At 68.9% G+C, this 20,932-nt stretch carries 24 protein-coding genes; 7 read left to right on the forward strand and 17 right to left on the reverse strand.

Annotated elements, in window-relative coordinates:
* Window positions 1–38 precede the first annotated feature (38 nt).
* Entirely contained in the window at window positions 39–788 is a 750-nt protein-coding gene (ubiE, locus tag ABD188_RS19030) for a bifunctional demethylmenaquinone methyltransferase/2-methoxy-6-polyprenyl-1,4-benzoquinol methylase UbiE (protein WP_344066111.1), read from the reverse strand.
* A 9-nt stretch (window positions 789–797) separates the two neighbouring features.
* Window positions 798–1,358, reverse strand: a complete 561-nt coding sequence (locus ABD188_RS19035; RefSeq protein ID WP_344066114.1) for a DUF402 domain-containing protein — start codon at window positions 1,356–1,358, stop codon at window positions 798–800.
* A 101-nt stretch (window positions 1,359–1,459) separates the two neighbouring features.
* Here ABD188_RS19035 and ABD188_RS19040 point away from each other — a divergent pair, with 101 nt between their 5' ends.
* Entirely contained in the window at window positions 1,460–2,755 is a 1,296-nt protein-coding gene (locus ABD188_RS19040) for an isochorismate synthase (protein ID WP_344066117.1), read from the forward strand.
* Window positions 2,756–2,956: 201 nt separating this feature from the next.
* Here ABD188_RS19040 and ABD188_RS19045 read toward each other — a convergent pair whose 3' ends face one another.
* The 5 genes from ABD188_RS19045 to ABD188_RS19065 all read right to left on the reverse strand — a co-directional run bounded on the left by ABD188_RS19045 (window position 2,957) and on the right by ABD188_RS19065 (window position 6,831).
* A complete protein-coding gene (locus tag ABD188_RS19045) occupies window positions 2,957–3,766 on the reverse strand; it encodes an ABC transporter permease (RefSeq protein WP_344066119.1) in 810 nt (269 codons plus the stop codon).
* Entirely contained in the window at window positions 3,763–4,779 is a 1,017-nt protein-coding gene (locus tag ABD188_RS19050; RefSeq protein ID WP_344066122.1) for an ATP-binding cassette domain-containing protein, read from the reverse strand. The genes ABD188_RS19045 and ABD188_RS19050 overlap by 4 nt, the downstream gene beginning before the upstream one ends.
* 40 nt (window positions 4,780–4,819) lie before the next feature.
* A complete protein-coding gene (locus ABD188_RS19055; protein ID WP_344066125.1) occupies window positions 4,820–5,503 on the reverse strand; it encodes a DUF998 domain-containing protein in 684 nt (227 codons plus the stop codon).
* Between the two features lie 78 nt (window positions 5,504–5,581).
* The gene (locus ABD188_RS19060) at window positions 5,582–6,469 is read right to left on the reverse strand and encodes a permease prefix domain 1-containing protein (protein ID WP_344066128.1); all 888 of its coding nucleotides are present in this window, start codon (window positions 6,467–6,469) and stop codon (window positions 5,582–5,584) included.
* Window positions 6,466–6,831 (reverse strand): PadR family transcriptional regulator, encoded by a 366-nt coding sequence (locus ABD188_RS19065; protein ID WP_344066132.1) that lies wholly within the window; start codon window positions 6,829–6,831, stop codon window positions 6,466–6,468. Before ABD188_RS19065 ends, ABD188_RS19060 begins: the two co-directional genes overlap by 4 nt.
* 79 nt (window positions 6,832–6,910) lie before the next feature.
* On the opposite strand from ABD188_RS19065, the gene ABD188_RS19070 reads away from it, so the two are divergent.
* Window positions 6,911–7,669 carry a class I SAM-dependent methyltransferase gene (locus tag ABD188_RS19070; protein ID WP_344066135.1) on the forward strand — a complete coding sequence of 253 codons (759 nt, stop codon included), beginning with the start codon at window positions 6,911–6,913 and terminating at the stop codon, window positions 7,667–7,669.
* 3 nt (window positions 7,670–7,672) lie between these two features.
* Here ABD188_RS19070 and ABD188_RS19075 read toward each other — a convergent pair whose 3' ends face one another.
* The 3 genes from ABD188_RS19075 to ABD188_RS19085 all read right to left on the reverse strand — a co-directional run bounded on the left by ABD188_RS19075 (window position 7,673) and on the right by ABD188_RS19085 (window position 10,887).
* On the reverse strand, window positions 7,673–8,536 hold the full coding sequence (locus ABD188_RS19075) for a polyphosphate kinase 2 family protein (protein ID WP_344066138.1): 864 nt from the start codon (window positions 8,534–8,536) through the stop codon (window positions 7,673–7,675).
* A gap of 69 nt (window positions 8,537–8,605) precedes the next feature.
* A complete protein-coding gene (gene menD, locus ABD188_RS19080; RefSeq protein ID WP_344066141.1) occupies window positions 8,606–10,417 on the reverse strand; it encodes a 2-succinyl-5-enolpyruvyl-6-hydroxy-3-cyclohexene-1-carboxylic-acid synthase in 1,812 nt (603 codons plus the stop codon).
* Window positions 10,418–10,419: 2 nt separating this feature from the next.
* Complete coding sequence (locus tag ABD188_RS19085; protein ID WP_344066144.1) at window positions 10,420–10,887, reverse strand: PLDc N-terminal domain-containing protein; 468 nt, start codon at window positions 10,885–10,887, stop codon at window positions 10,420–10,422.
* A 95-nt stretch (window positions 10,888–10,982) separates the two neighbouring features.
* Between ABD188_RS19085 and ABD188_RS19090 the strand changes: the two genes are divergently transcribed.
* On the forward strand, window positions 10,983–11,273 hold the full coding sequence (locus tag ABD188_RS19090) for a DUF4229 domain-containing protein (protein WP_344066147.1): 291 nt from the start codon (window positions 10,983–10,985) through the stop codon (window positions 11,271–11,273).
* 57 nt (window positions 11,274–11,330) lie between these two features.
* On the opposite strand, the gene ABD188_RS19095 is transcribed toward ABD188_RS19090, so the two are convergent.
* Window positions 11,331–12,311, reverse strand: coding sequence for a 1,4-dihydroxy-2-naphthoate polyprenyltransferase (locus ABD188_RS19095; RefSeq protein ID WP_344066150.1), 981 nt, complete (start codon window positions 12,309–12,311; stop codon window positions 11,331–11,333).
* A gap of 117 nt (window positions 12,312–12,428) precedes the next feature.
* On the opposite strand from ABD188_RS19095, the gene ABD188_RS19100 reads away from it, so the two are divergent.
* Window positions 12,429–12,815, forward strand: coding sequence for a VOC family protein (locus ABD188_RS19100; protein WP_344066154.1), 387 nt, complete (start codon window positions 12,429–12,431; stop codon window positions 12,813–12,815).
* Between the two features lie 7 nt (window positions 12,816–12,822).
* Here ABD188_RS19100 and ABD188_RS19105 read toward each other — a convergent pair whose 3' ends face one another.
* Window positions 12,823–13,977, reverse strand: a complete 1,155-nt coding sequence (locus tag ABD188_RS19105; RefSeq protein WP_344066157.1) for an AMP-binding protein — start codon at window positions 13,975–13,977, stop codon at window positions 12,823–12,825.
* Window positions 13,978–14,056: 79 nt separating this feature from the next.
* Entirely contained in the window at window positions 14,057–14,953 is an 897-nt protein-coding gene (locus ABD188_RS19110) for a 1,4-dihydroxy-2-naphthoyl-CoA synthase (RefSeq protein WP_344066160.1), read from the reverse strand.
* 46 nt (window positions 14,954–14,999) lie between these two features.
* On the opposite strand from ABD188_RS19110, the gene ABD188_RS19115 reads away from it, so the two are divergent.
* Window positions 15,000–15,197 carry a hypothetical protein gene (locus ABD188_RS19115; RefSeq protein ID WP_344066163.1) on the forward strand — a complete coding sequence of 66 codons (198 nt, stop codon included), beginning with the start codon at window positions 15,000–15,002 and terminating at the stop codon, window positions 15,195–15,197.
* Here ABD188_RS19115 and ABD188_RS19120 read toward each other — a convergent pair.
* Genes ABD188_RS19120 through ABD188_RS19130 form a run of 3 tightly spaced genes read right to left on the reverse strand, consistent with a single transcriptional unit; the run spans window position 15,194 to window position 17,345 of the window.
* Window positions 15,194–16,000, reverse strand: coding sequence for an LLM class F420-dependent oxidoreductase (locus tag ABD188_RS19120; RefSeq protein ID WP_344066166.1), 807 nt, complete (start codon window positions 15,998–16,000; stop codon window positions 15,194–15,196). The genes ABD188_RS19115 and ABD188_RS19120 overlap by 4 nt on opposite strands.
* Window positions 16,001–16,009: 9 nt before the next feature.
* Window positions 16,010–17,008: a permease prefix domain 1-containing protein gene (locus ABD188_RS19125; RefSeq protein WP_344066169.1), complete on the reverse strand. Its 999-nt coding sequence runs from the start codon at window positions 17,006–17,008 to the stop codon at window positions 16,010–16,012.
* A gap of 1 nt (window position 17,009) precedes the next feature.
* A complete protein-coding gene (locus tag ABD188_RS19130; RefSeq protein ID WP_344066172.1) occupies window positions 17,010–17,345 on the reverse strand; it encodes a PadR family transcriptional regulator in 336 nt (111 codons plus the stop codon).
* Between the two features lie 135 nt (window positions 17,346–17,480).
* Between ABD188_RS19130 and ABD188_RS19135 the strand changes: the two genes are divergently transcribed.
* Together ABD188_RS19135 and ABD188_RS19140 are read left to right on the forward strand one after the other, a co-directional pair.
* Window positions 17,481–19,142 carry an alpha-amylase family protein gene (locus ABD188_RS19135; protein WP_344066175.1) on the forward strand — a complete coding sequence of 554 codons (1,662 nt, stop codon included), beginning with the start codon at window positions 17,481–17,483 and terminating at the stop codon, window positions 19,140–19,142.
* A gap of 33 nt (window positions 19,143–19,175) precedes the next feature.
* On the forward strand, window positions 19,176–20,183 hold the full coding sequence (locus ABD188_RS19140; RefSeq protein WP_344067250.1) for an o-succinylbenzoate synthase: 1,008 nt from the start codon (window positions 19,176–19,178) through the stop codon (window positions 20,181–20,183).
* A 23-nt stretch (window positions 20,184–20,206) separates the two neighbouring features.
* Here ABD188_RS19140 and ABD188_RS19145 read toward each other — a convergent pair whose 3' ends face one another.
* A complete protein-coding gene (locus ABD188_RS19145) occupies window positions 20,207–20,851 on the reverse strand; it encodes a TetR/AcrR family transcriptional regulator (RefSeq protein WP_344066178.1) in 645 nt (214 codons plus the stop codon).
* Window positions 20,852–20,932 lie beyond the last annotated feature (81 nt).

The following is a 20,932-nucleotide window of genomic DNA, read 5'->3' on the forward strand; positions in this document are numbered from 1 at the left end:
GCGATGCGGGCTGCCGACGCGCGGCCGCGATGGGGCGATCAGGGCGCCGGCTTGCGGGCACGGTGCAGCGCGACGATCCCGAACGAGAGGTTGCGGTAGGCGACATCCGTCCACCCCGTTTCGCGAATCCAGCTCGACAGCGTGCGCTGGTCGGGCCAATCCCGGATCGACTCGTTCAGGTAGTCGTACGCGTCGGCGTTCGAGCTGACCGTCTTGGCGACAACAGGCAGCACGCGGTCGTTGTAGAAGCGATACAGCCCGTTGAAGGTCGACGAGGGCGGGTGCGAGAACTCGCAGATCACGAGGCGGCCCCCGGCGCGAGTGACCCGCAGCAGCTCGCCCAGCGCCTTCTTCGGGTCGTTCACGTTGCGGAGCCCGAACGACATCGTGACCGTGTCGAACTCACCGTCGCCGAAGGGCAGGTCTGTCGCATCCGCCTGCACGAACGTCACATTCGGGATGCCGCCATGCCGCCGCTCACCTTCGGCGATCATCCCGGGCGAAAAGTCGGCGGCGACGACATCCGCCCCGCTCTTCGCGAGAGCGATGCTCGACGCACCGGTGCCGGCGGCGAGGTCGAGGATGCGCTGACCCTGTCGCGGCGCGACCGCGCGGGTCGTCGCGACCCGCCACAGGCGGTCGTTGCCCATGCTCAGCACCGTATTGGTGCGGTCGTAACCCGGCGCGACCTCGTCGAACATCCCGCTCACCCGCGCCGGATCCTTGTGGAGATCGGCGCGGTGCTGATCCGAGCTGCGGGGATCGGGGTCGGGTGTGGTCGGGGTCACTCGACGAGTCTAGGTGTCTGTCCGGTCGAGCCCCAGGGCGGCAAGGCGCTCGAGCCACTCGTCGGCGGTGGCCGCATCGAACGGCGGCTCACCGGCCTTCACCTTCGCCTCGAGGTCGACCGCGAGCGTCTCGAGCTTCTCGACGATGTCGAGCGGATACCCGTATGCGACCCGGTGCTCGTCCCACTCGTCGCGATCGTCGATGTAGACGCCGATCCCCGCGCGGTCGACGACATCCAGGTCCATGTCGATCCCTGTGGGCTCGTCGCCCTCGAAATGCACATCCCACGCGATGTCGATGTAGGTGCGGGTGTCGTGGGGCGGCGAGTTGTGCGTGTACGCGTAATCGCCGGTCGGCGGAACGAGCGTCACATTGGGATGCCGCGGCACGACGACTCGCCCCGGCCGCGAGCTGTCCCAGCCGGGAAGCTGGCCGAACCAGTCACCCCACCGATCGCGGCCGAGATAGACGCACTCGTGAACCCAGTGGGTTCCGCCGTCCCACTTGCGCCAGCGGAACATCAGCCGGGTGCCGGGCAGAGGGCGGGAGGGGGGCGCGGCATCGGTCACCGTCCGAGTCTATTTCCGCCTGGATGCCCGCACGGCGGCCGCCGACCCTGTCGCCCGGGCTACGCGCCGCATCGACCTGACTCGACCGTAGGCTTGATGATGTGACCGACCTTTCTCGCCCGCCGCGTCTGGTGGCCGAGACCCGGGAGATCGACCCGATCGACGACCTCCTGGCCTTCGCCGACCCGCATTCGCCGCTGGCGTGGCTGCGCCGCAGCGACGGGATCGTCGGGCTGGGCGGTCCGGTGGCCGGTTTCGAGGTCGGGGGTGTCACGCCGGCGGTCGATGACGGCGTCCGTCCCTCGGCGGCGGACGCGTGGCGCGCCATCTGCGCCGACGCCGAGATCGACGACCCGGTGGGACTCCACGGCACGGGCCTCGTCGCGTTCGGGGCATTGGCGTTCGATTCCCGTTCACGATCCTCGAGTCGCCTCGTCGTGCCGCGATCGATTCTCGGTCGCCGCGAGGGGAGGGCGTGGATCACCCGCATCCGATCAACGACGGGTTCCTTCGGAGAGCCGCTCACGACGGTGCCCTACGGACCGTACTGGTCGGCGACGCTGGGGCCGGGCGCCCTCGATCCCGAGGGCTACCAGGCCGCGGTCCGTGCGGCACTCGACGCCATCGCGGCCGGCGAGGTGGGCAAGGTGGTGCTCGCGCGGGATCTCATCGGCACGGTACCCGCCGGGGCCGACCTGAGGCGGCTCGTGCGGGCGCTCGCCTCGGGCTACCCCGACACCTGGACGTTCGCCGTCGAAGGCCTGATCGGTGCGAGTCCCGAGACCCTCGTCACGGTCTCGGGCGGCGCCGTCACGGCTCGCGTGCTGGCCGGCACCTTCCCACGCGGTGCCGACGCCGACGACGACGCGGCGGCATCCATCGCACTCGAGCACAGCGACAAGGACCTCGACGAGCACCGCTACGCCGTCCAGAGCGTGCTCGATGCCCTCGCTCCGCATCTCCGCTCGGTGCGCGCCGACGACGAGCCGTTCGCGCTCGAGCTGCCGAACCTCTGGCACCTGGCCACGGACGTCGCCGGTGAACTCGCGGATCACGCATCGGCGCTCGATCTGGTCGCCTCGCTGCACCCGACGGCAGCCGTGGCGGGCACGCCGACGGATGCCGCGATCGAGCTGATCCGCCGCCTCGAGCCCTTCGACCGGGGCCGCTACGCCGGACCCGTCGGCTGGGTGGACGCGAACGGCGACGGCGAATGGGCGATCGCCCTGCGGTGCGCGCAGATCGGGGCGGAGCCGATGCGCGGCCATGGGGACTACTCCGATACCGTCCCCGTCGTCGCCCATGCCGGCGCCGGGATCGTCGCGGGCAGCGACCCCGAGACCGAGCTGCTCGAGACGCGCGTGAAGTTCCGCCCGATCGTCGACGCCCTCGCCTGACCGACCCCGCCGTGGGGAGGCCGTTGCATCCGTCGATTCTTCTGTCGTTCCCGTGCTGGCTCAGCGGGCCCGTACGCAAAAGACGTACCTACGGTGGTCGCTCGGCGAGCCAGCACGGGAAGGACCAGGGGAAGCGCAGGACAGGGGTGCGTCTGACATGCGAAAGGGTGGATTCGCGCGAATCCACCCTTCGCGAGTGACTCAAACCGAGCGCTGGTACGCCCGGATCGAGCGCACGGCCCAGAAGAAGGCGAGTCCCGCGAGCACCGCGAGTCCTCCGGCCTGCCACCAGCCGAGCTCGGGATACACCCCGGTCAGCCCGCCGCGGCCGAGCTCCACCGCCCAGGTCATCGGGTTCCAACGCGATACGTCCTGCACCCACTGGGGCATGAGGTCGGCCGGCATCATCGCGGTCGACAGGAAAGTCGCAGGCAGCACGATGAGCTGCGACAAGCTGATGAGGGCAATCTGGCTGCGCGCCGTGAGTGCGACAGCCGATGACGCACAGCAGAAGATGGTCGCGAGCAGCGTCGCGACGCCCAGCGCCACCAGCATCCCGCCGACTCCGCCCGGGTAACGAGCGCCCGCGAGCCAGCCGATGCCGAGCACCACGAGCGACTGCGCGAAGTTGACGATCAGCTGCTGCAGGAGCTGCCCCGAGATGATCGCGGTGCGCGACAGCGGCGAGGTCAGGTACTGGTCCATCACGCCGGAGTTGATGTCGTCGATGAATCCGGTGCCGGCCCACGCGCCGGAGTAGAGCACGGTCATCATGAGGATGCCGGGCACGAGGTAGTCGATGTAACCCTCGCCCCCGAACTGCGGCAGCTCGCCGAGCGACGAGAACACCGCGCCGAACAGCAGGATCCAGATGATCGGCTGCACGAGCGACATGACCGGTCCCCAGACCTGCCGCCACGACGAGATCAGCCAACGTCGCAGCACCTGCCCCGTCTGGATGAACCATCCGGCGCGAGTGGGCCGAGTCGAGGTGGGGGTGACGGCGATCATGATGCTGCTCCTGTCGAGAGGGCAGGCGCCGGTGCGGCGTCGTCGAAGGTGTGGCCGACGAAGTGCAGGTACACGTCGTCGAGGGTGGGGTGGGATGCCGCGACCTGCCCATATCGGATGCCGGCGGCATCCAGCGCGGCGATGACGGATCCGACGGCGGCGGATGCGTCGTCGGTGCGCGCGGCGAGGGTTCCGCCGACACCCGAGGCCTCCACCACGACATCGCGGATGCCCGCGAGTCCGGCGACGGCGGCGCGGACGGCGACCGGGTCGGGCTCGACGAGCGAGACGCGAACCGAGTCGCCGTGGAGCGCGGTCTTGAGCTCCTCGGGCGTGCCCTGCACCACCGCTCGACCTCGGTTGACGATCAGCAGTTCGTCGGCGAGCCGATCGGCCTCCTCCATGTAGTGCGTGGTGAGCACGACGGTCAGCGCCTCCTCGCCGGACAGGCGCCGGATCTCGGCCCACATCACGGCCCGCGCCTCGGGGTCGAGCCCGGTGGTGGGCTCGTCCAGGAAGAGCACCGTCGGCCGGTGCACGAGTGCGGCAGCCACGTCGAGCCGGCGGCGCATGCCGCCCGAGAACGTGCTGACCGGCCGCTTCGCCGCGTCGCCGAGGCCGAAGTCCGCGAGCAGCTGCACCGCTCGCGCTCGCGCGTCGCCAGACGACGAGCCGCGCAGGCGAGCCGCGATCTCGAGGTTCTCGCGCGCAGTGAGCACCGGATCGGTGCTCGATCCCTGCGACACGTAGCCGATCGAACCGCGCACGGCATCGGGTGAGCGCATGACATCGCGACCCGCGACGCGTGCGGTGCCCTCGGTCGGCGACGAGAGCGTTGTGAGGATCTTCGTGGTCGTCGACTTGCCGGCCCCGTTCGGGCCGAGCAGTCCGAACACGCGGCCCTCCGGCACGGCGAAGCTGAGGCCGTCGACCGCGCGAACCTCGCTGCGGCGACTGCGGTAGATCTTCACGAGTTCGTCCGCGACGATGGCGGACTCTGGGTTCACGGGCATGGCGAGCATCCCTTCTTTCTGGTGTGGGTCTGCGAGAGGACTAGGGCCGCGCAGTGGCATCGACGCGCGGCGGGATGGCGGCTGTCGACCGCGAACGGGCGACGCGGACGACGAGCACGGACTGCGTCGCCAGCACCACGACGATGAGCGCTCGCTGCACGAGCCCCGCGACGCCCTCATTGCCGCCGGCACCGGTGGCATCGAAGATCGCCATGAAGACCGCGAACAGCGCAAGCGCGAGGACTCCTCCTGCCAGCGCGATCCAGCCGAGCGCGGCATCCGTCCGTCGCAGCGCCACCGCGGCGAACAGGAATCCGACCGCGGGCGACGGCGCGGCGAGCAGGAAGCCGAGCAGGTGGAGCATCATCGACTCGAGAGTGAACGATCCGCAGAGGATCATTCCCGCTCCCGTCAGTGCCATGAGCGCGACGGCCGTTGTGCCGGATCGGCCCGATCGGCGCCACGCGCCGGCTGTCGAGAGCGTTCCCGTCAGCACCAGGACTCCGCCGACGACGAAGGCGGCGTTCATCCACGGACCGGTGACACCGAGGCCGAGTCCGCTCACGGGCTGGCTGATCCATGAGTACGGCTCGATGACGTTGCCGAACAGCTCGTAGCCGGGGCTGACGGCGCCGAGGACGAGCCACGCGAGGGTGAACACGATAGCTCCTGCCGGTACGAGGAGCGCGAGCCGCGAGGCGGTCGCACGCTTGCTTTCAGGCATGGCGAAGCATCCCTTTCTTGATCAGGGTGATTGAGCGGTCCGGTCGGACCGCAAATGGTGCGCCTCGCAGGCGCGGGTTCAGGACTTCCTGGGACCGAACATCATGCGAGCGAGAAGGATCATCATGGCTGCGAGGCCGCCGAGGAACGCGAGCGGTGCCCACCACCATCCGACGGTGAAGACCAGCACCACGATCACGGCGAACGTGATGATCCAGATCGCTGCGGTGTAGACGCCGAACCGTGCTGCGGTCTCGGGCTCCTCCTCGAAGCGGTTGCTGATCTGCTGCTCGTGGTGCGCGTTCCGCACCCACGCCTTGTGGCGGTTGGTCTGCGATGCTCCGAGGAACGCGAACAGGATGATCGATGCGATGACGCCGAGTGCCGCGAACACGACGGCCCACACCGCCAGCTGGCCGAGCGCCACGAGCCCCGCGAAGCCGAGTCCGTAGGCCGCGAGGAACGTCGCGAGCGCGTATCCCCCCGCTCGACCGGACGGCATCGGGTAGTTGGTCGTGGTCTCCTGTGCGAGAGAATCTCCCACGATGAGCCCGAGTCCGGTCGACGCAATGCCCGTGAGGGCGATGACGACCCCGATCGGCAGCGACAGAACGCCGGTCGCACCCAGCACCGCGAGCGTGAGGCCGACGACGAAGGCCAGCGACCACACGACCACGCGAACGACGAAGCCGGTCTTCGGTCTCACACGGTGGCGCAGGAAGTCGGCCTGTGCGGAGCCCGCCGCCGTCGGCCCCGTCGGCTCGGCGTCGTCGAGCAGCTCGCGCACGTCGCCGAGTTCGGCGATGGCCTGGCGCGCGGCGTCCGCCGACGACCGGCCCGATGCCTCGAGCTCGGCGGTGCGCGCGACGAGGTTGGCGCGAACCTCTTCCTTCAGGTCCTGCGCATCGGGCGTCATCTCGATGCCCGCGAACGCCTCGTCGAGGAGGCGATGGATGTCGGAGTTCATTGCTGTTCCTTCAGGTCGTTGCCCTTGAGGTCCAAGAGAGAGTCGATGATCCGCCGGGTGGACACCCAGGCTGTGACCTTGCCGCGGTACACGGCGCGGCCCGCGTCGGTGATGCGGTAATACTTGCGCCTTCCGCCCTGCGTCTCGTCGCCCCAGTAGGACTCGACGAGTCCGTCCTTCTCGAGCCGGCGGTAGGTCGCGTAGAGAGTCGCTTCCTTGATCTCGTGATCACCGCCGGTCGCATCGCGAATGGCCTTGTAGATCTCGAAGCCGTACTGGTCGCCGTGACGCAGGACGCCGAGCACGATGGTGTCGGTGTGTCCCCGCAGCAGATCCGCTGCGAATGCGTCTTCCTGTGTCATGGCAAGTACTGTATCACATCAAGTACTACACGGTACAACCTTCTTTATGCGTTCAACCTCTTCGGAGTAGACTCCGCGTATGTCGTTCGACGTCGCCGCCGAGGCGTACGACAGCTTCATGGGCCGCTACTCCGGTCCCCTCGCCGCGGTCTTCATCGAGCAGGCGCGCCTGCCCGCCGCAGGTCGCGCGCTCGATGTGGGATGTGGGCCGGGTGCACTCACCGCCAGACTCGCGAAACGGTTCGGCGAGACCGAGATCGCGGGCGTCGACCCCTCCGAGAGCTTCGTCGCGGCTGCCGCTGCACGGCACCCCTGGGCCGACATCCGCCACGGCGTGGCCGAGAGCCTGCCGTTCGACGACGACACGTTCGACGCGGCCCTCGCAGAACTCGTCGTGCATTTCATGACGGATCCCGCAGCCGGCGCCCGTGAGATGGTCCGCGTCACGCGCCCCGGCGGCGTGGTGGCCGCGTGCGTATGGGACTTCGCCGGCGGCCGCGCGCCGCAGAGCCTCTTCTTCACGGCGCTGGGGTCGGTCGCGTCGGGGATCGACGACGAGACGCATCGCATGGGCGCGCGCGCCGGCGATCTCGAAACGCTGCTGAGGGAGGCGGGTTGCACGTCGGTCGAGGAGTCCGAGCTCACGGTCGACGTCGGCTATGCCTCGTTCGACGAGTGGTGGACGCCGTACACGTTGGGTGTCTCCCCCGCCGGAAAGCAGCTCGCGACGCTCACCGACGCACAACGCGAACAGGTTCGCGCGCGGTGTCGCGGGCTGCTGCCCGATGCGCCCTTCACGATCACCGCGACGGCGTGGAGCTCACGCGGCGACGCGTGAGCGTCACGTCGCCGCAAGGCGCTGCTTCTCGGCTTCCACGTCATACGTCGCGGCCGGCCACTGCGGGTCGATCTCTTCCAGCGCCTCGAGGATCAGGTGCTGAACGGCGATCCGGGCGTACCACTTGCGATTCGCCGGCACGACGAACCATGGCGCGTGGTCGGTCGAGGTGCGCTCGAACACGGTCTGATAAGCCGCCATGTACTTCGGCCACAGCTCGCGCTCGTCGACATCGCCCGGGTTGTACTTCCAGTGCTTGTCAGGGCGTTCGAGCCGCTCCATGAGCCGCTCCTTCTGCTCATCCGGCGAGATGTAGAGCATCACCTTCACGATGCGGGTGCCGGCATCCGTCACTCGCTTCTCGAACTCGTTGATCGCGCCGTAGCGGCGCTCGATCTCGTCGGCTGGCGCCAGTTCGCGCACTCGCCCGATCAGCACATCCTCGTAGTGCGAGCGATCGAAGACGCCGATGATGCCCGGCTGGGGAACGCGCCTGTCGACGCGCCACAGGAAGTCGTGGGCGAGCTCCTCTTCGGTCGGCTTCTTGAAGGCCGTGATGGCCACGCCCTGCGGATCGACCGATCCGACGACGTGGCGGACGATCCCGCCCTTGCCGGCCGAGTCCATCGCCTGCAGCACCAGAAGCACCGACGCATTCGTGGCATCCACCCGGCTCTGGGCGAACAGGCGCTCCTGGTACTCGTCCAGCTGCTTCGCACCTGAGGCGAGGTCCTCCGCGGCGTGCGTCTTGCTGCGCTCGTAACCGGGTGTGCCCTTCGGGTCGACGTCGTTCAGAACGAATCCGTCGCCGACGCGCAGCAGCTCGGCGACATCGCCCGTCCAGTGCTTCTGGCTGATCGCGATCATGAGCCCATCTTGTCGCGCCGTGACCGCACACGCGTCCCGCCGTGCCGGTTTCACGGCAGCCTGGTGCCTCTACCGCGGGAGCGGAACCTCGATGATCTGGCGCCCGCCGACCGGTGACGTGAGCGCCTGATCGAGCGCAGCGCGGGTCGTCACGCGCTGATACTCCCAGCCGTACGCGAGCGCCAGTTGCTCGATGCGCACCGAATGCGGCGTGTAGAGCACGCGGTCCATGTCTTCGCGCGCCGCGACCTCTGCGACCTCGAGATCGTCGAAGATGGTGCCGCCGCCGTCGTTGCCGACGATCAGCTGGATGCGCGGCTCGCGCTCGCTCGGCGGCAGCAGCAGTGCCCCGACATCGTGCAGCAGGGCGAGGTCGCCGAGCACGAGTCGCGTGACGCCCACCGCTCCCCCGGCCTGACTGGCCACGGCGATTCCGAGCGCGGTCGCGATCGTGCCGTCGATTCCGGCCAGCCCGCGGTTCGCGTGCACCGGCACCTTCTTGCCGCCGAGCACGGCATCCGCGACACGCACGAGCCGCGACGATCCGAAGACGAGGCGATCGTGCGGCCATGTGGCACGCCACACCGCGTCGACGAGCGCTGCCCGATCGAGCGGGGCACGGATGGCGGAGAGTTCGGCTGCGATCGCCCCGAGCCGCTCGTCCGGCACCGCGGATGCGAGCCCTGCGGCATCCGGCGCCGGCGGTGCGAGATCGACGGATGCCGCGCGCGACGCGCGGATCCACGCCCCGAGCCATTCGCGATCCGGGTCTCCCGTCGCGACCGCGACGGCATCCACCGCGATCGTCGTGTCGTTGAGGTTCAGCGGCTCACCCGGTCCTCGCACGGCGATGACCTCGAGCTCGGGATCGGAGAGCAGCGCGGCGCTCTCGCGGCTGAGCGTCGGGTGGCCGAGCACGATGACCCGCTCTATCTCACCGCCCAGCGCCGGATCCGAGAGCAGGGTGCGGTAGCCGTGCACCAGGTTGCGGCCGAACCGCGCACCGCTCACGACCTCGGCGATGAGCGGCCACCCGGCGGCGTGGGCGACGGCCTCGGCGGCGGGTCCGGCATCGGCGCCCGCGATGACGATCGTCCGCGGGCCGCGCGCGATGACGTGCGGCTCGTCCTGCGGTTCGAGCGGGATGTCGGACTCGCCGATGCCGCCGCCGCCCTGGTACAGGGCACCGGAGGCCTCGTCCTCGGACGCCTGTTCGGCGGGCGCGGCATCGAGGTCATCGTCGGAGGCGGCCGTGAGCTCCACCGCAGGCACGCCGAACCAGTCGGGCAGGCCGCCGGCGAGCGGTTCGCGGTACGGAAGGTTCAGGTGCACCGGTCCCGCCGGCCAGAGCCCCGCGCCGAGTGCCGCGGCGACCGCTTCCTCCGCCACGCTGCGGAGCATCAGACTCTGTTCGCCGTCACCGTCGCGGTCGATGTGCTCGGGCACGGGAAGGTCCGCCTCGTAGCGCACCGTCGGCGCGAACATGCCGGGCTGGCGGGTGGTCTGGTTCGCCCCGACGCCGCGCAGCTCGGGTGGGCGATCGGCCGTGAGGAGCAGCAGGGGCACACCCGCATGGTGAGCCTCGAGCGCGGCCGGCATCAGGTTGGCGACGGCGGTACCCGATGTGCAGACGACCGCTGCCGGCATCCGGGTCTCACGTCCGATGCCGAGCGCGGTGAAGCCTGCGACCCGCTCGTCTATCCGTACGTGAAGCCGCACCGCGCCGCGCCGCTCGAGCTCTGCCGCGACGAGGGCCAGAGCCTGCGACCGCGAGCCGGGGCTCAGGACGATGTGTCCGACTCCGAGTTCTACGAGCCGGCACAGCAGCGCGGCCGCGGCATCCGTCGCGGCCGAGGTGAGCCGGGGTGCCTCGTCGGTCACGGTCAGCTGACGGCGCCGCGCTGGCCGCGGCTGTCGTCGTCGCCGTCCGCCGGACGTACCGGCGGCTCCGTGGCGGGTGCACCCGACGGGGGCTTCGTGGATGCACCGCCTGCAACAGACGGACCGCCCTGCGGTGTGGCCCACTTGGGGTCGTCGCTCTCGGCGTCGAGCTGTGCGAGTTCTTCTTCGAGGCGACGGATGCGCTCGTCCTGGTCGCTCACGGTGCCGATGCGACCGAGGAATTCGGGATCATCATCGGGAGCGCGCCGAGCCGTCTTGCTCACCTGACGCGAGCGGCCGACTGCGAGCCACAGGATTCCGCCGAGCACGGGCAGCAGCACCACGATCAGCACCCACACCGGCTTGCTGACGCCACGGTGCCGGATCGGCGGCTGCACGGCGCAGTCGACGATGGTGAAGACCCAGAAGGCGGCCAGCACCAGCGCCGAAATGAGCAGCACCCGAACCACGGTTCCATCCTAGGCGGGTCTCGCGTCCATGGTCGGGTCGTGACCTAACCGTCGCCGAAGCGGGCGGCGCCCCCGGCGCGATTTACACTTGCCAGGTGAAAGCGCGCTCCGCCCTGGTCTATTCGGTGTTGCGGCTGCTGGCATTCCTCGTGCCGTTCGGCATCCTGATGCTCTTCCCGATCATGCGCGAGTACTACTGGCTGGCTGCCGTCTTCGCGGCACTGATCGGGCTGAGCCTGTCGCTCATCTTCCTGCGCCGCCCGCTCGACGACCTCTCGGCGGGACTCGCCGAGAGCCGCGCACGCGCTAAGGCCGCGGCCGCCGCGAGCGACGAAAGCGTCGAGGATGCCGCGACCGGCGCCCCCGACGGCCGTGCGACCGAGTGAGGGTGCTCGGCGTCCGTCACCCTCGATGATGGGCTGGCGGGGTCCAGGCTGCCGCGATCAGCCGATGAACGCCCAGCACAGGAACGCACCGTAGGCGACCGAGGTGAGCGTCGTCAGCCCGAGGGCGACGACCAGCTCACGCGGTGCACGGTAGGTCCAGACGATGAGGACGGCCGGAAGGGCCACCAGCAGCACGAGAAGCGTCAGCCACGCGATCGGGTAGTACACCGCCAGGAAGCACGCGATCGCGAAGGGCGCGAGGACCAGGATCGTGAACAGCCATCGCGTCGCGGTGCGGCCGATGAGCACCGTGAGGGTGCGCTTGCCGACCTTGCGGTCCTGATCGATATCGCGCAGATTGTTGGCCACCAGCACCGCACACGCCAGGAGACCGGCGCCCACGGCGCCGAACCAGGCTTCCTGCGGCAGCGCGAGCGCCTGCACCCAGGTCGTTCCGAGCGTCGCGACCAGTCCGAAGAACACGAACACGAACAGCTCGCCGAGGCCGTAGTAGCCGTACGGCCGCTTTCCGCCGGTGTAGAACCAGGCGGCCAGGATGCACACCGCGCCGACCGCGATGAGCCACCACTGCTGCGTCCGGATCGTGATCGCGAGGCCGGCGATCGCCGCGATCGCGAAGAACATCAGGGCGACGTTCAGCACGGCGCGCGGCTTGACCTTGCGCGAAGCCGTCAGCCGTGTCGGTCCGACGCGGTGGTCATCGGTGCCGCGGATGCCGTCGCTGTAATCGTTCGCGTAGTTGACGCCGATCTGCAGCGCCACCGAGACGATGAGGCAGAAGAGCGCGATCACCCAGTGGAATTGGTCCACGACGAGGATCGCCGCACCCGTGCCGATCAGGACGGGTGTGAATGCCAGCGGGACCGTCCGCAGGCGCGCCGCGGCGATCCAGTCGCGCGAGGTCGCCGGTTCGATGTGCCGCGGGTCGCGGGACTCGCGAACCTTCTGCGGATTGCCACGCGACGGCTGCTTGGTGGGTCCTGGACGCTTGCGCTTCTTGCTGGGGGTTCCTGCCACGAGGACAGATCCTACGGCGCGGGCCGATGAGGCACGTCACTCCGCGTCATCGCTTGTGGACAACGGTCCCGGCGCAAGCCCCTGGCGTGCGGCATCGGCATCTTCGAAAATGGCGCCATGTTGACCATCGGATCGACCGTGCTGACGGTCGAAGACATCAGCCGCGCCGGCGATTTCTGGCGGGCGGCGCTCGGATACGTCGACCGGCGCCCACCGTCAGAGGACTGGGTGATCCTCGACCCGCCCTATAAGCAGAGCTGGGATGCCCCGGGCGCCAGTCTCGCGCTGTCGGTGACCGGATACCCCCAGCACTACCCGCCCCGCATCCATCTCGACATCTATGCCGACGACCAGCCCGCCGAGATCGAGCGCCTGTTGGGACTCGGTGCACGAGCGGTCGACTGGGACGACTACCCGGACGACGCCGACTGGGTGGTGCTCGAAGACACCGAGGGCAATCGATTCTGCGTGGTTCAGACCGAACCCGATCCGGCGCCGGACTGAGACCGCATCAGCGCAGCGAGGTGACGGCCGAACGGATCGCCTCCCGGTCGGGCTTGCCGCTCGGCAGCGTGTCGAGATCGTCTACCAGCACCAGCCGGGCGGGGCGCGCGTGCGGACCGATCGCTCCCGCCACCGCCTCGCGCGCCTCCTCGAGCTGGATGGACTCGCTGCGGCGCAATGCCTCGCCGCGCCGGACGACGATGACGGATGCCTCGCCCCAGCGAGGATCGGGAACCCCGACGACAACAGCGGATTCCAGACCGGGGATGCTGCGGACGACCCGTTCGACGCGGTCGAGGGAGATGTTCACGCCGCCCGAGACGATGACGTTGTCGATCCGTCCTCGCACCCGCAGCCGATCGTCTTCGATGAGCCCGGCGTCGCCCGTGAGATACCACCTCGTCCCATCGGCGGAACGGCGGAAGACGGCATCCGTCATGTCCGGATCCCCGAGGTATCCCTCGGCGAGCGTCGGCCCGGCGACCTGCACCTCGCCGTCGATGATCCGGATCGACACCCCTCGCAAGGGTGCGCCGTCGTAGACGCATCCCCCGCTCGTCTCGGTCGACCCGTAGGTGCGCACGATCCTTGCTCCGGCGCTCTCGGCCCGCTCGAGCACCGCCGCCGGCAGCGCCTGGCCACCCACGAGGATCGTCTGAAATGAGCGGAGCGCCGCGAGGACCGCCGTGTCCTGTTGGGCGCAGTCCAGGAGTCTCGTCAGCTGGGCCGGCACGAGCGAGGTGAACGTCGGGATGCGCTCGCCGCGCTCGGTCGAGACCATCATGAGCGCCGCCGCTGCGAACGCCTGGGGAGTGAACGAGCCGCTCAGGATCGCGGGCTCGCGGTCGGCGACGATCGACCGGACGAGCACCTGCATGCCGGCGACATAGCTGGCCGGCAGCGTCAGCAGCCAGGCGCCCTCGCCGACGCGGTCGGCGGTGGCGAGCGCGCTGGCGATGAGGGCGTCACGGCTCAGCACGACGCTCTTCGGGATGCCGCTCGAGCCGGAGGTCGTCACGACCACCGCGGTTCCCGGCCGCACCTGGGCGGGGAGCGTGCTCACCGCCCCGAGTCCGAGCGCGGGACCGGCGCCGTGCAGCGCGCTCTTGAGGGCACGCAGGATGTCGCGAGGATCGTCTCCGATGACGGGCTCGAGTTTCATACGGTCACTGACGCCTCAGCTGGGATGTCGACTCGCTGCGCTGCGGGACTCGCTCGATCCGCCCACGCCGCGCCGCGCGTCAATATTGCCACGGGTACGGTGCCCAATCGGGGTCGCGCTTCTCCAGGAAGGCGTCGCGCCCCTCGACGGCCTCATCGGTGCCGTAGGCCAGGCGGGTCGCCTCCCCCGCGAAGACCTGCTGCCCGACCATGCCGTCGTCGACGGCGTTGAAGGCGAACTTCAGCATGCGGATGGCGGTCGGCGACTTGGTGAGGATGGTCCGCGCCATCGCGATCGCCTCGCGCTCGAGGTCGGCGTGGGGCACCACGCGGTTGATGGCGCCCATCTCGTACGCACGCTGCGCCGAATACTCCTCGGCGAGGAAGAAGATCTCGCGCGCGAACTTCTGTCCGATCTGCCGTGCGAAATACGCCGAGCCGTAGCCGGCGTCGAAAGAGCCGACATCCGCATCGGTCTGCTTGAAGCGCCCGTGCTCGGCGCTCGCGATCGACAGGTCGCAGACAACGTGAAGCGAGTGCCCGCCGCCGGCCGCCCAGCCGGGGATGACCGCGATGACGACCTTCGGCATGAACCGGATGAGCCGCTGCACCTCGAGGATGTGCAGGCGTCCACTCCGCGCCGGGTCGGTGACCGCGTCGGTCTCGGAGTACTTGTAGCCGTCACGTCCGCGGATCCGCTGGTCTCCGCCGGAGCAGAACGCCCAGCCGCCGTCCTTCGGACTCGGGCCGTTGCCGGTCAGGAGGACCACGCCGATCTTCGAATCCTGGCGGGCGACGTCCAGCGCACGGTAGAGCTCATCGACGGTGTGCGGACGGAACGCGTTGCGCACCTCGGGCCGGTGGAACGCGATGCGCGCGATGCGGCCGTCCTTCGACACGTGCGCGGTGATGTCGGTGTAGCCGTCGGCGCCGGGTGCCGGCATCCATTCATCACCGTCGAAGAGCTCCGAGACCATGAGCCCAAGCCTATGGTCGGCGAGCCGCGTGTGGGATGATCGCGCCATGACGCCCGAATCCGCGAAGGAGCGCCTGCCGTTCTGGACCCGAGTGCGTCACGCGATCTTCGGCAAGCCGCTCACCCACGAGCAGATGCGCGGGATGACGTCATCCGAAGTCGCCGCGCAACGCGTCGACCCCGCGGCGCGCGCGAGCCAGACGTCGCATTCCACTCAGCCCTGGCTCGGCGGGGACGGCGTCTAGCGGCGCCCCACGCCGTTCTTCGCGTCGCGCCAGCGCAGCCACGACTGCACGAGATCGTAGTCGTAGTCAGGCCCGCCGAACCCGAGCGTGAACATGCGGGTGCCGCCGTCGTAGAGGGCGTCGGCGACAGATTCGTCCCGTCGCTCGAGCTCGTTCGAGATCACGAGGCCGCTCGTGTCGCGGCCTTCCTTCTCTGCCCAGCGCTCGATCACATCGAGCTTGTGGGCCAGTCCGTCCGGACGCACGAAGCTGTGCCAGATGTCGGCGTGACGGGCGACCAGGCGGAGCGTCTTCTGCTCGCCGCCGCCGCCGATCATGACCGGGATCTTGCGGGTGGGTGCGGGGTTGAGGACCGCCCAGCGCGCTTCGATCCGCGCCAGCCCCTGAGCGAGGTCGTCGAGGCGGGTGCCGGGGGTGCCGAACTCGTACCCGTATTCGTCGTAGTCGCGCTCGAACCAGCCGGAGCCGGTGCCGAAGATGAAGCGCCCCTCGCCACCGCGGGCCGAGATGTGGTCGATCGTGCGCGCCATGTCGGCCTGCAGGTCGGCGTTGCGGTAGCTGTTGCAGTTGACGAGGGCGCCGAACTCCACCCGCTCGGTCTGCTCAGCCCACGCTCCGAGCATCGTCCAGGACTCGAAGTGCAGTCCATCGGGGTCGCCCGAGAGCGGGAAGAAGTGGTCCCAGTTGAACAGGATGTCCACGCCGAGGTCTTCGAGGTGACGGACAGCATCGCGCAGCTGCGGATAAGTGACGTGCTGGGGCTTGAGCTGGACGCCGAGGCGTACGGGGGTGTCGGTGAGCATCTCGCCAGCCTAGAAGGCCTGGACGGCCCCTGAGGCCGCTGAGCGCGACATCCGCCACGTCTTGAGGATGCCGTCCACGATGTCCCATCCGGCGATCACGACGATGCCGAATCCGGTGAGGATCGTGACGATGCTGTACACCTCGGCGGAGGAGTTCGCCGGAATCACGGTCGTGAAGAAGGCCTCGTTCAGCAGCGCGTTCCGGGACAGCAGATACAGCGCGGGGATCGCGCCCGTGAGCGCCAGAACGGCATTGGCGATCGCCAGCCCCTTCGTCCAGCGGCGTGTGCGGAACAGCACGATCGCGAAGATCATCTCCGCCACGATCAGAGCGATCAGGGCGACGATCCACCACGGCCACAGCCCGGGATTCAGGATGGGCAGCGGCTCACCGTCGACCCGGACGAATCCGACCAGCTGATCCCACACCACGGCGATCGCCGCAGCGGCGAGGAGGATGAGCGAAACGACGAGATCGGCCACGCCGACGCCGAGTGGGCGCGGCTCCGGTAGGTTGTCGACGTTCCACGGCACGAGCTCGGCGTTGGCGCGCGCACTCGACGAACGCTCGAGGATGGCGAACACCAGCGTCACCCAGAAACCCATGTACACCGGGATCGCGATGGCTGTTGTCGCCGTGGTGCCCGCGATCTGGCCGATATCGTCCCCCGCGATCAACTGGCCCAGGAGGACCGCCGCCACGGCGATGGGCCACACGATGCACAGCAGCAGCTTGAGCAGGCGCCACCACACGAGGTACAGGCCGGGACCGATGAGGTAGAGCGGGCGGTCGGTGTACCCGGCTGCCAGCGCATCGGGGTCGCCGAGTTCGGTGAGAACGGCGCGCTCTGCGTCGAGTTGCGCCTCGCCGGCTTCAACGCGGGCGTCGATCTGATCGTCGATCGACGCGCGCAGCTCGGCCGCGAGGTCGTCGCGCGAGCGCTCAGGAACGGTGCGCATCGCCGCAGCGACATAGCGCTCGGTCAGGGTCATGGAGTGGGCGTTCATGTCAGTCCTCCTGAGGGAGAGCGTCGATCGACCCGGCGATCGCGCGGAATTCATCGGTGAGGGCGGCGGCCAGGCGAGCGCCTGCCGCGCTGGTGCGGTAGAACTTGCGAGGCCGTGCCTCGTCGGTGTTCCACTCGCTCGTGAGGTGTCCCTGCTTCTCGAGGCGCCGCAGCAGGGGGTAGAGCGTGTTCGCGTCGGTGTCGAATCCGCGCGCCTCGAGCTCTTCGAGCAGGCCGTACCCGTACCCCGGCTGCGCCAGCAGCCGCAGGCACGCCAGCACGATGGTGCCCCGCCGCAGCTCCTGCAGGTGGGTGTCGAGTGCTTCGGTCTCGCTCATGCCTCACACTGTAATGTGTGCCACACACTATTGTCAACCGCACATCAGTGTATGGAGAATCCCGCCGACATTGCCCATGGGACCCCATCCCGCAAGCCCCTGCCGATGCCGGACGACTCCCGACAGAGTGGACCGGTGAAGATCAGCGATACCAGCGACCTGTGGTGGAAGACCGCGGTCATCTACTGCCTCGACGTCGAGACGTTCTTCGACAGCGACGGGGACGGGGTCGGCGACCTCCCGGGGCTCGCGCAGCGCATCGACTATCTCGCCGATCTCGGCGTGACGTGCCTGTGGCTGATGCCGTTCTACCCGAGTCCGGACCGCGACGACGGCTATGACATCACCGACTTCTACGGCGTCGACCCGAGGCTGGGAAGCCACGGCGACCTCGTCGAGGTCATCCGCACGGCGAATGATCGCGGCATCCGGGTCATCGTCGACCTCGTCGTCAATCACACCTCCGACAAGCATCCATGGTTCGTGAACGCGCGCCGCAGTCGTACGTCGAAGTTCCGCGATTTCTACGTGTGGGTCGACAACCCGCCGAAGAAGCAGGCGAAGACCGTGTTCCCCGGGGAGGAGACGAGCGTCTGGCAGCTCGACGAAGCCACCGGACAGTACTTCCTGCACAGCTTCTACCGCTACCAACCCGATCTGAACATCGCCAACCCGAAAGTACGGGACGAGATCGCCAAGATGATCGGCTTCTGGCTCGAACTCGGCATCGACGGCTTCCGCGTCGACGCGGTGCCCTTCCTCATCGAGGCTCCCCCCGGTGTCGATATCGGCGACCCGCACGAGCACCTGCGCGAGATCCGCCGCTTCCTGCAGCGACGCCGGAGCGAAGCCATCCTTCTCGGCGAGGTGAACCTGCCGTTCGATCAGCAGCTGGAGTTCTTCGGCGGACACGAGGGCGAAGAACTCACACTGCAGTTCGACTTCATCGGGATGCAGGCGCTCCACCTTTCGCTGGCGCGGTCTGATCCGGCGCCGCTGATCCGCGCGCTCGAAGCACGACCTGCGACCGCCAGGGAGAGCCAGTGGGCGAACTTCGTGCGCAATCATGACGAGCTGACGCTCGACAAGCTGACCGATGCGGAACGGCAAGAGGTCTTCGAGGCCTTCGCGCCGGACGAGCGCCAGCGCGTGTACGGGCGTGGCATCACGCGCCGCGTGCCCCCTATGCTCGGCGGCGATCCCCGCCGCATCCGTATGGTCTACAGCCTGCTGTTCTCGCTTCCCGGGACGCCGGTGCTGTTCTACGGCGAAGAGATCGGAATGGGCGAGAACATCCAGATCGCGGGGCGGCAGTCCGTGCGCACGCCCATGCAGTGGAGCCGCGCCAAGAACGGCGGGTTCTCGCACGCTGCGAAGTCGCGGCTGGTCGCGCCGATCCCGGAGGGCGGCTACGCGCCGCAGCATGTGAACGTCGACGACCAGTACACGGACGACGGGTCACTGCTGCAGCTCATCCAGCGCCTCACCGTGCGTTATCGCTCCTCGCCCGAGATCGGCTGGGGGCGCTTCGAGGTGCTCGAGCAGGAGCAGTCCGCGGTGCTGGCGCATTCGATCAGCGCGGATGTCGGGCGATTCATCGCGCTGCACAACTTCTCGGATGTCGCCGTCGAGACGACGATCACCCTCACGGACGACCCCGATGCCACCGCGCTGTCGGATCTGCTCGGACCCGGTCGCATCGACCTCGACGACCGCAGCGCGGCGGCGATCGAACTGCCTCCGTACGGCTTCCGCTGGCTGCGGGTGGTGCGACCGGAGGACGGCCGGCTCGGATGACGCGCGTCTGAAAGCCCGAGCGAAGAGGGCATGATGGAGCGCGTGAGCAACGATGCGGCAACCCTCCCCCCTCTCGACGAGCTGCTCTCCTCGGCGCGCGTCGTCGCGCTTCCACTCGCTGTGCGTTTCCGCGGCATCGAGGTGCGCGAAGCCGTGCTGTTCGAAGGACCGGAGGGCTGGACGGAGTTCTCTCCATTCGTCGAGTACGACGACCATGAGGCGTCGGCGTGGCTCACGGCGGCCATCGATTTCGGGTGGATGCCGCAACCGCTGCCGTTGCGGCACGAGATCGCCGTGAACGCGACCGTCCCCGCCGTGGCCGCGGCATCCGTCCCCGAGGTGTTGGCGCGATTCGACGGCTGCCGCACGGCCAAGGTCAAGGTCGCAGAGCCCGGGCAGCGCCTCGCCGATGACATCGCGCGCGTCGCGGCGGTGCGCATCGCGCTCGGCGTCGAGGGCAGAATCCGCATCGACGCCAACGGCGCCTGGAACGTGGACGAGGCCGAGCACGCCATCCACGCGCTCGCCGAGTACGACCTCGAGTACGCCGAGCAGCCGTGCGAGACCGTGGACGAACTCGCCGAGCTGCGACGCCGAGTCAAGTACATGGGCATTCCGATCGCGGCGGACGAGAGCGTCCGCAAGGCCGCGGATCCGCTCGCGGTCGCGCGCGCGGGTGCCGCTGATCTGCTCGTCATCAAGGTGCAGCCGCTGGGCGGCGTCAGGCGAGCCCTCGGGATCGTCGCGGAAGCCGGCCTTCCGGTCGTCGTCTCGAGCGCCCTCGACACGTCGGTTGGCCTCGCGATGGGTGCGGCGCTGGCCGCCGCGCTCCCCCAGCTCGACTACGACTGCGGGCTGGGAACGTCCTCGCTCTTCACAGCGGATGTCGTCTCGCCGGCGCTCGTGCCGCGCCATGGCGTGCTGCCGGTGGGTCGGGTGTCGCCGGACCCGGTCCTGCTCGATGAACACGCTGCGGCCGACGAGCGCGCTGAGTGGTGGCGGGCGCGGATCGCGCGGTGCTACGGGCTCCTGGGCGGCTGACACTCATCGCTTCGACGACGCGTTCAGTCCTCGGGCGCGTCGATGATCAGCTGTGCCACTCGTGCGAGCTCTGCGTTCGTGTGGACGCACATCTCTTCGTAGTCGAGGCCGGACATGACGGCTCGCACCGAAGCCCCCTCCCACACCGTCAGCATGAGGCGCGCGGCCTCGTCGGCGGGGATGCGGAAGCGCAGCGCCTTGGCACGGGCGATGTCTTCGATGATCTGCGAGACGCTGCGGCGCATCTCGTCCTCCTGGGCGAGGTAGGCGGCCGCGAGCTGCGGATTGCGCAGCGCGTGGATGCGGATCTCGCTCATCAGCAGCACGCCTAGCCGGTCGTCGGCCGAGATGTCGAGCACCTGCTGGACGATGTCGAACGCGCGAGTCGGCGTGTCATCGAGAGCACCGGCGCTTTCGAGCTCGAGCACACGACCGCGGACTGCTCGCACCCGCTCGCGGGCGACATTGCCGGAGAGCTCGAGGAAGAGCTCGTCCTTGGTCTCGAAGTTGGAATAGAACGCACCGCGGGTGAATCCTGCACGCTCGCAGATGGCCTCGACGGAAGCAGCGTCGAGGCCCACTTCAGCGAAGACCTGCGCTGCGGCGTCCAGCAGCTTCTGGCGTGTGGCTTCGCGGCGGCGCGTGGTCGCGGCGACGGTGTCGGTCATCCGTTCTCCTCACGCTCATCTTGACAGCCACTACTCAGGTTCGGGGCCTTGATGCGATCTACGATACACTCATGTATCCGA

The organism is Microbacterium pumilum (assembly GCF_039530225.1).
Classification (GTDB): Bacteria; Actinomycetota; Actinomycetes; order Actinomycetales; family Microbacteriaceae; genus Microbacterium; species Microbacterium pumilum.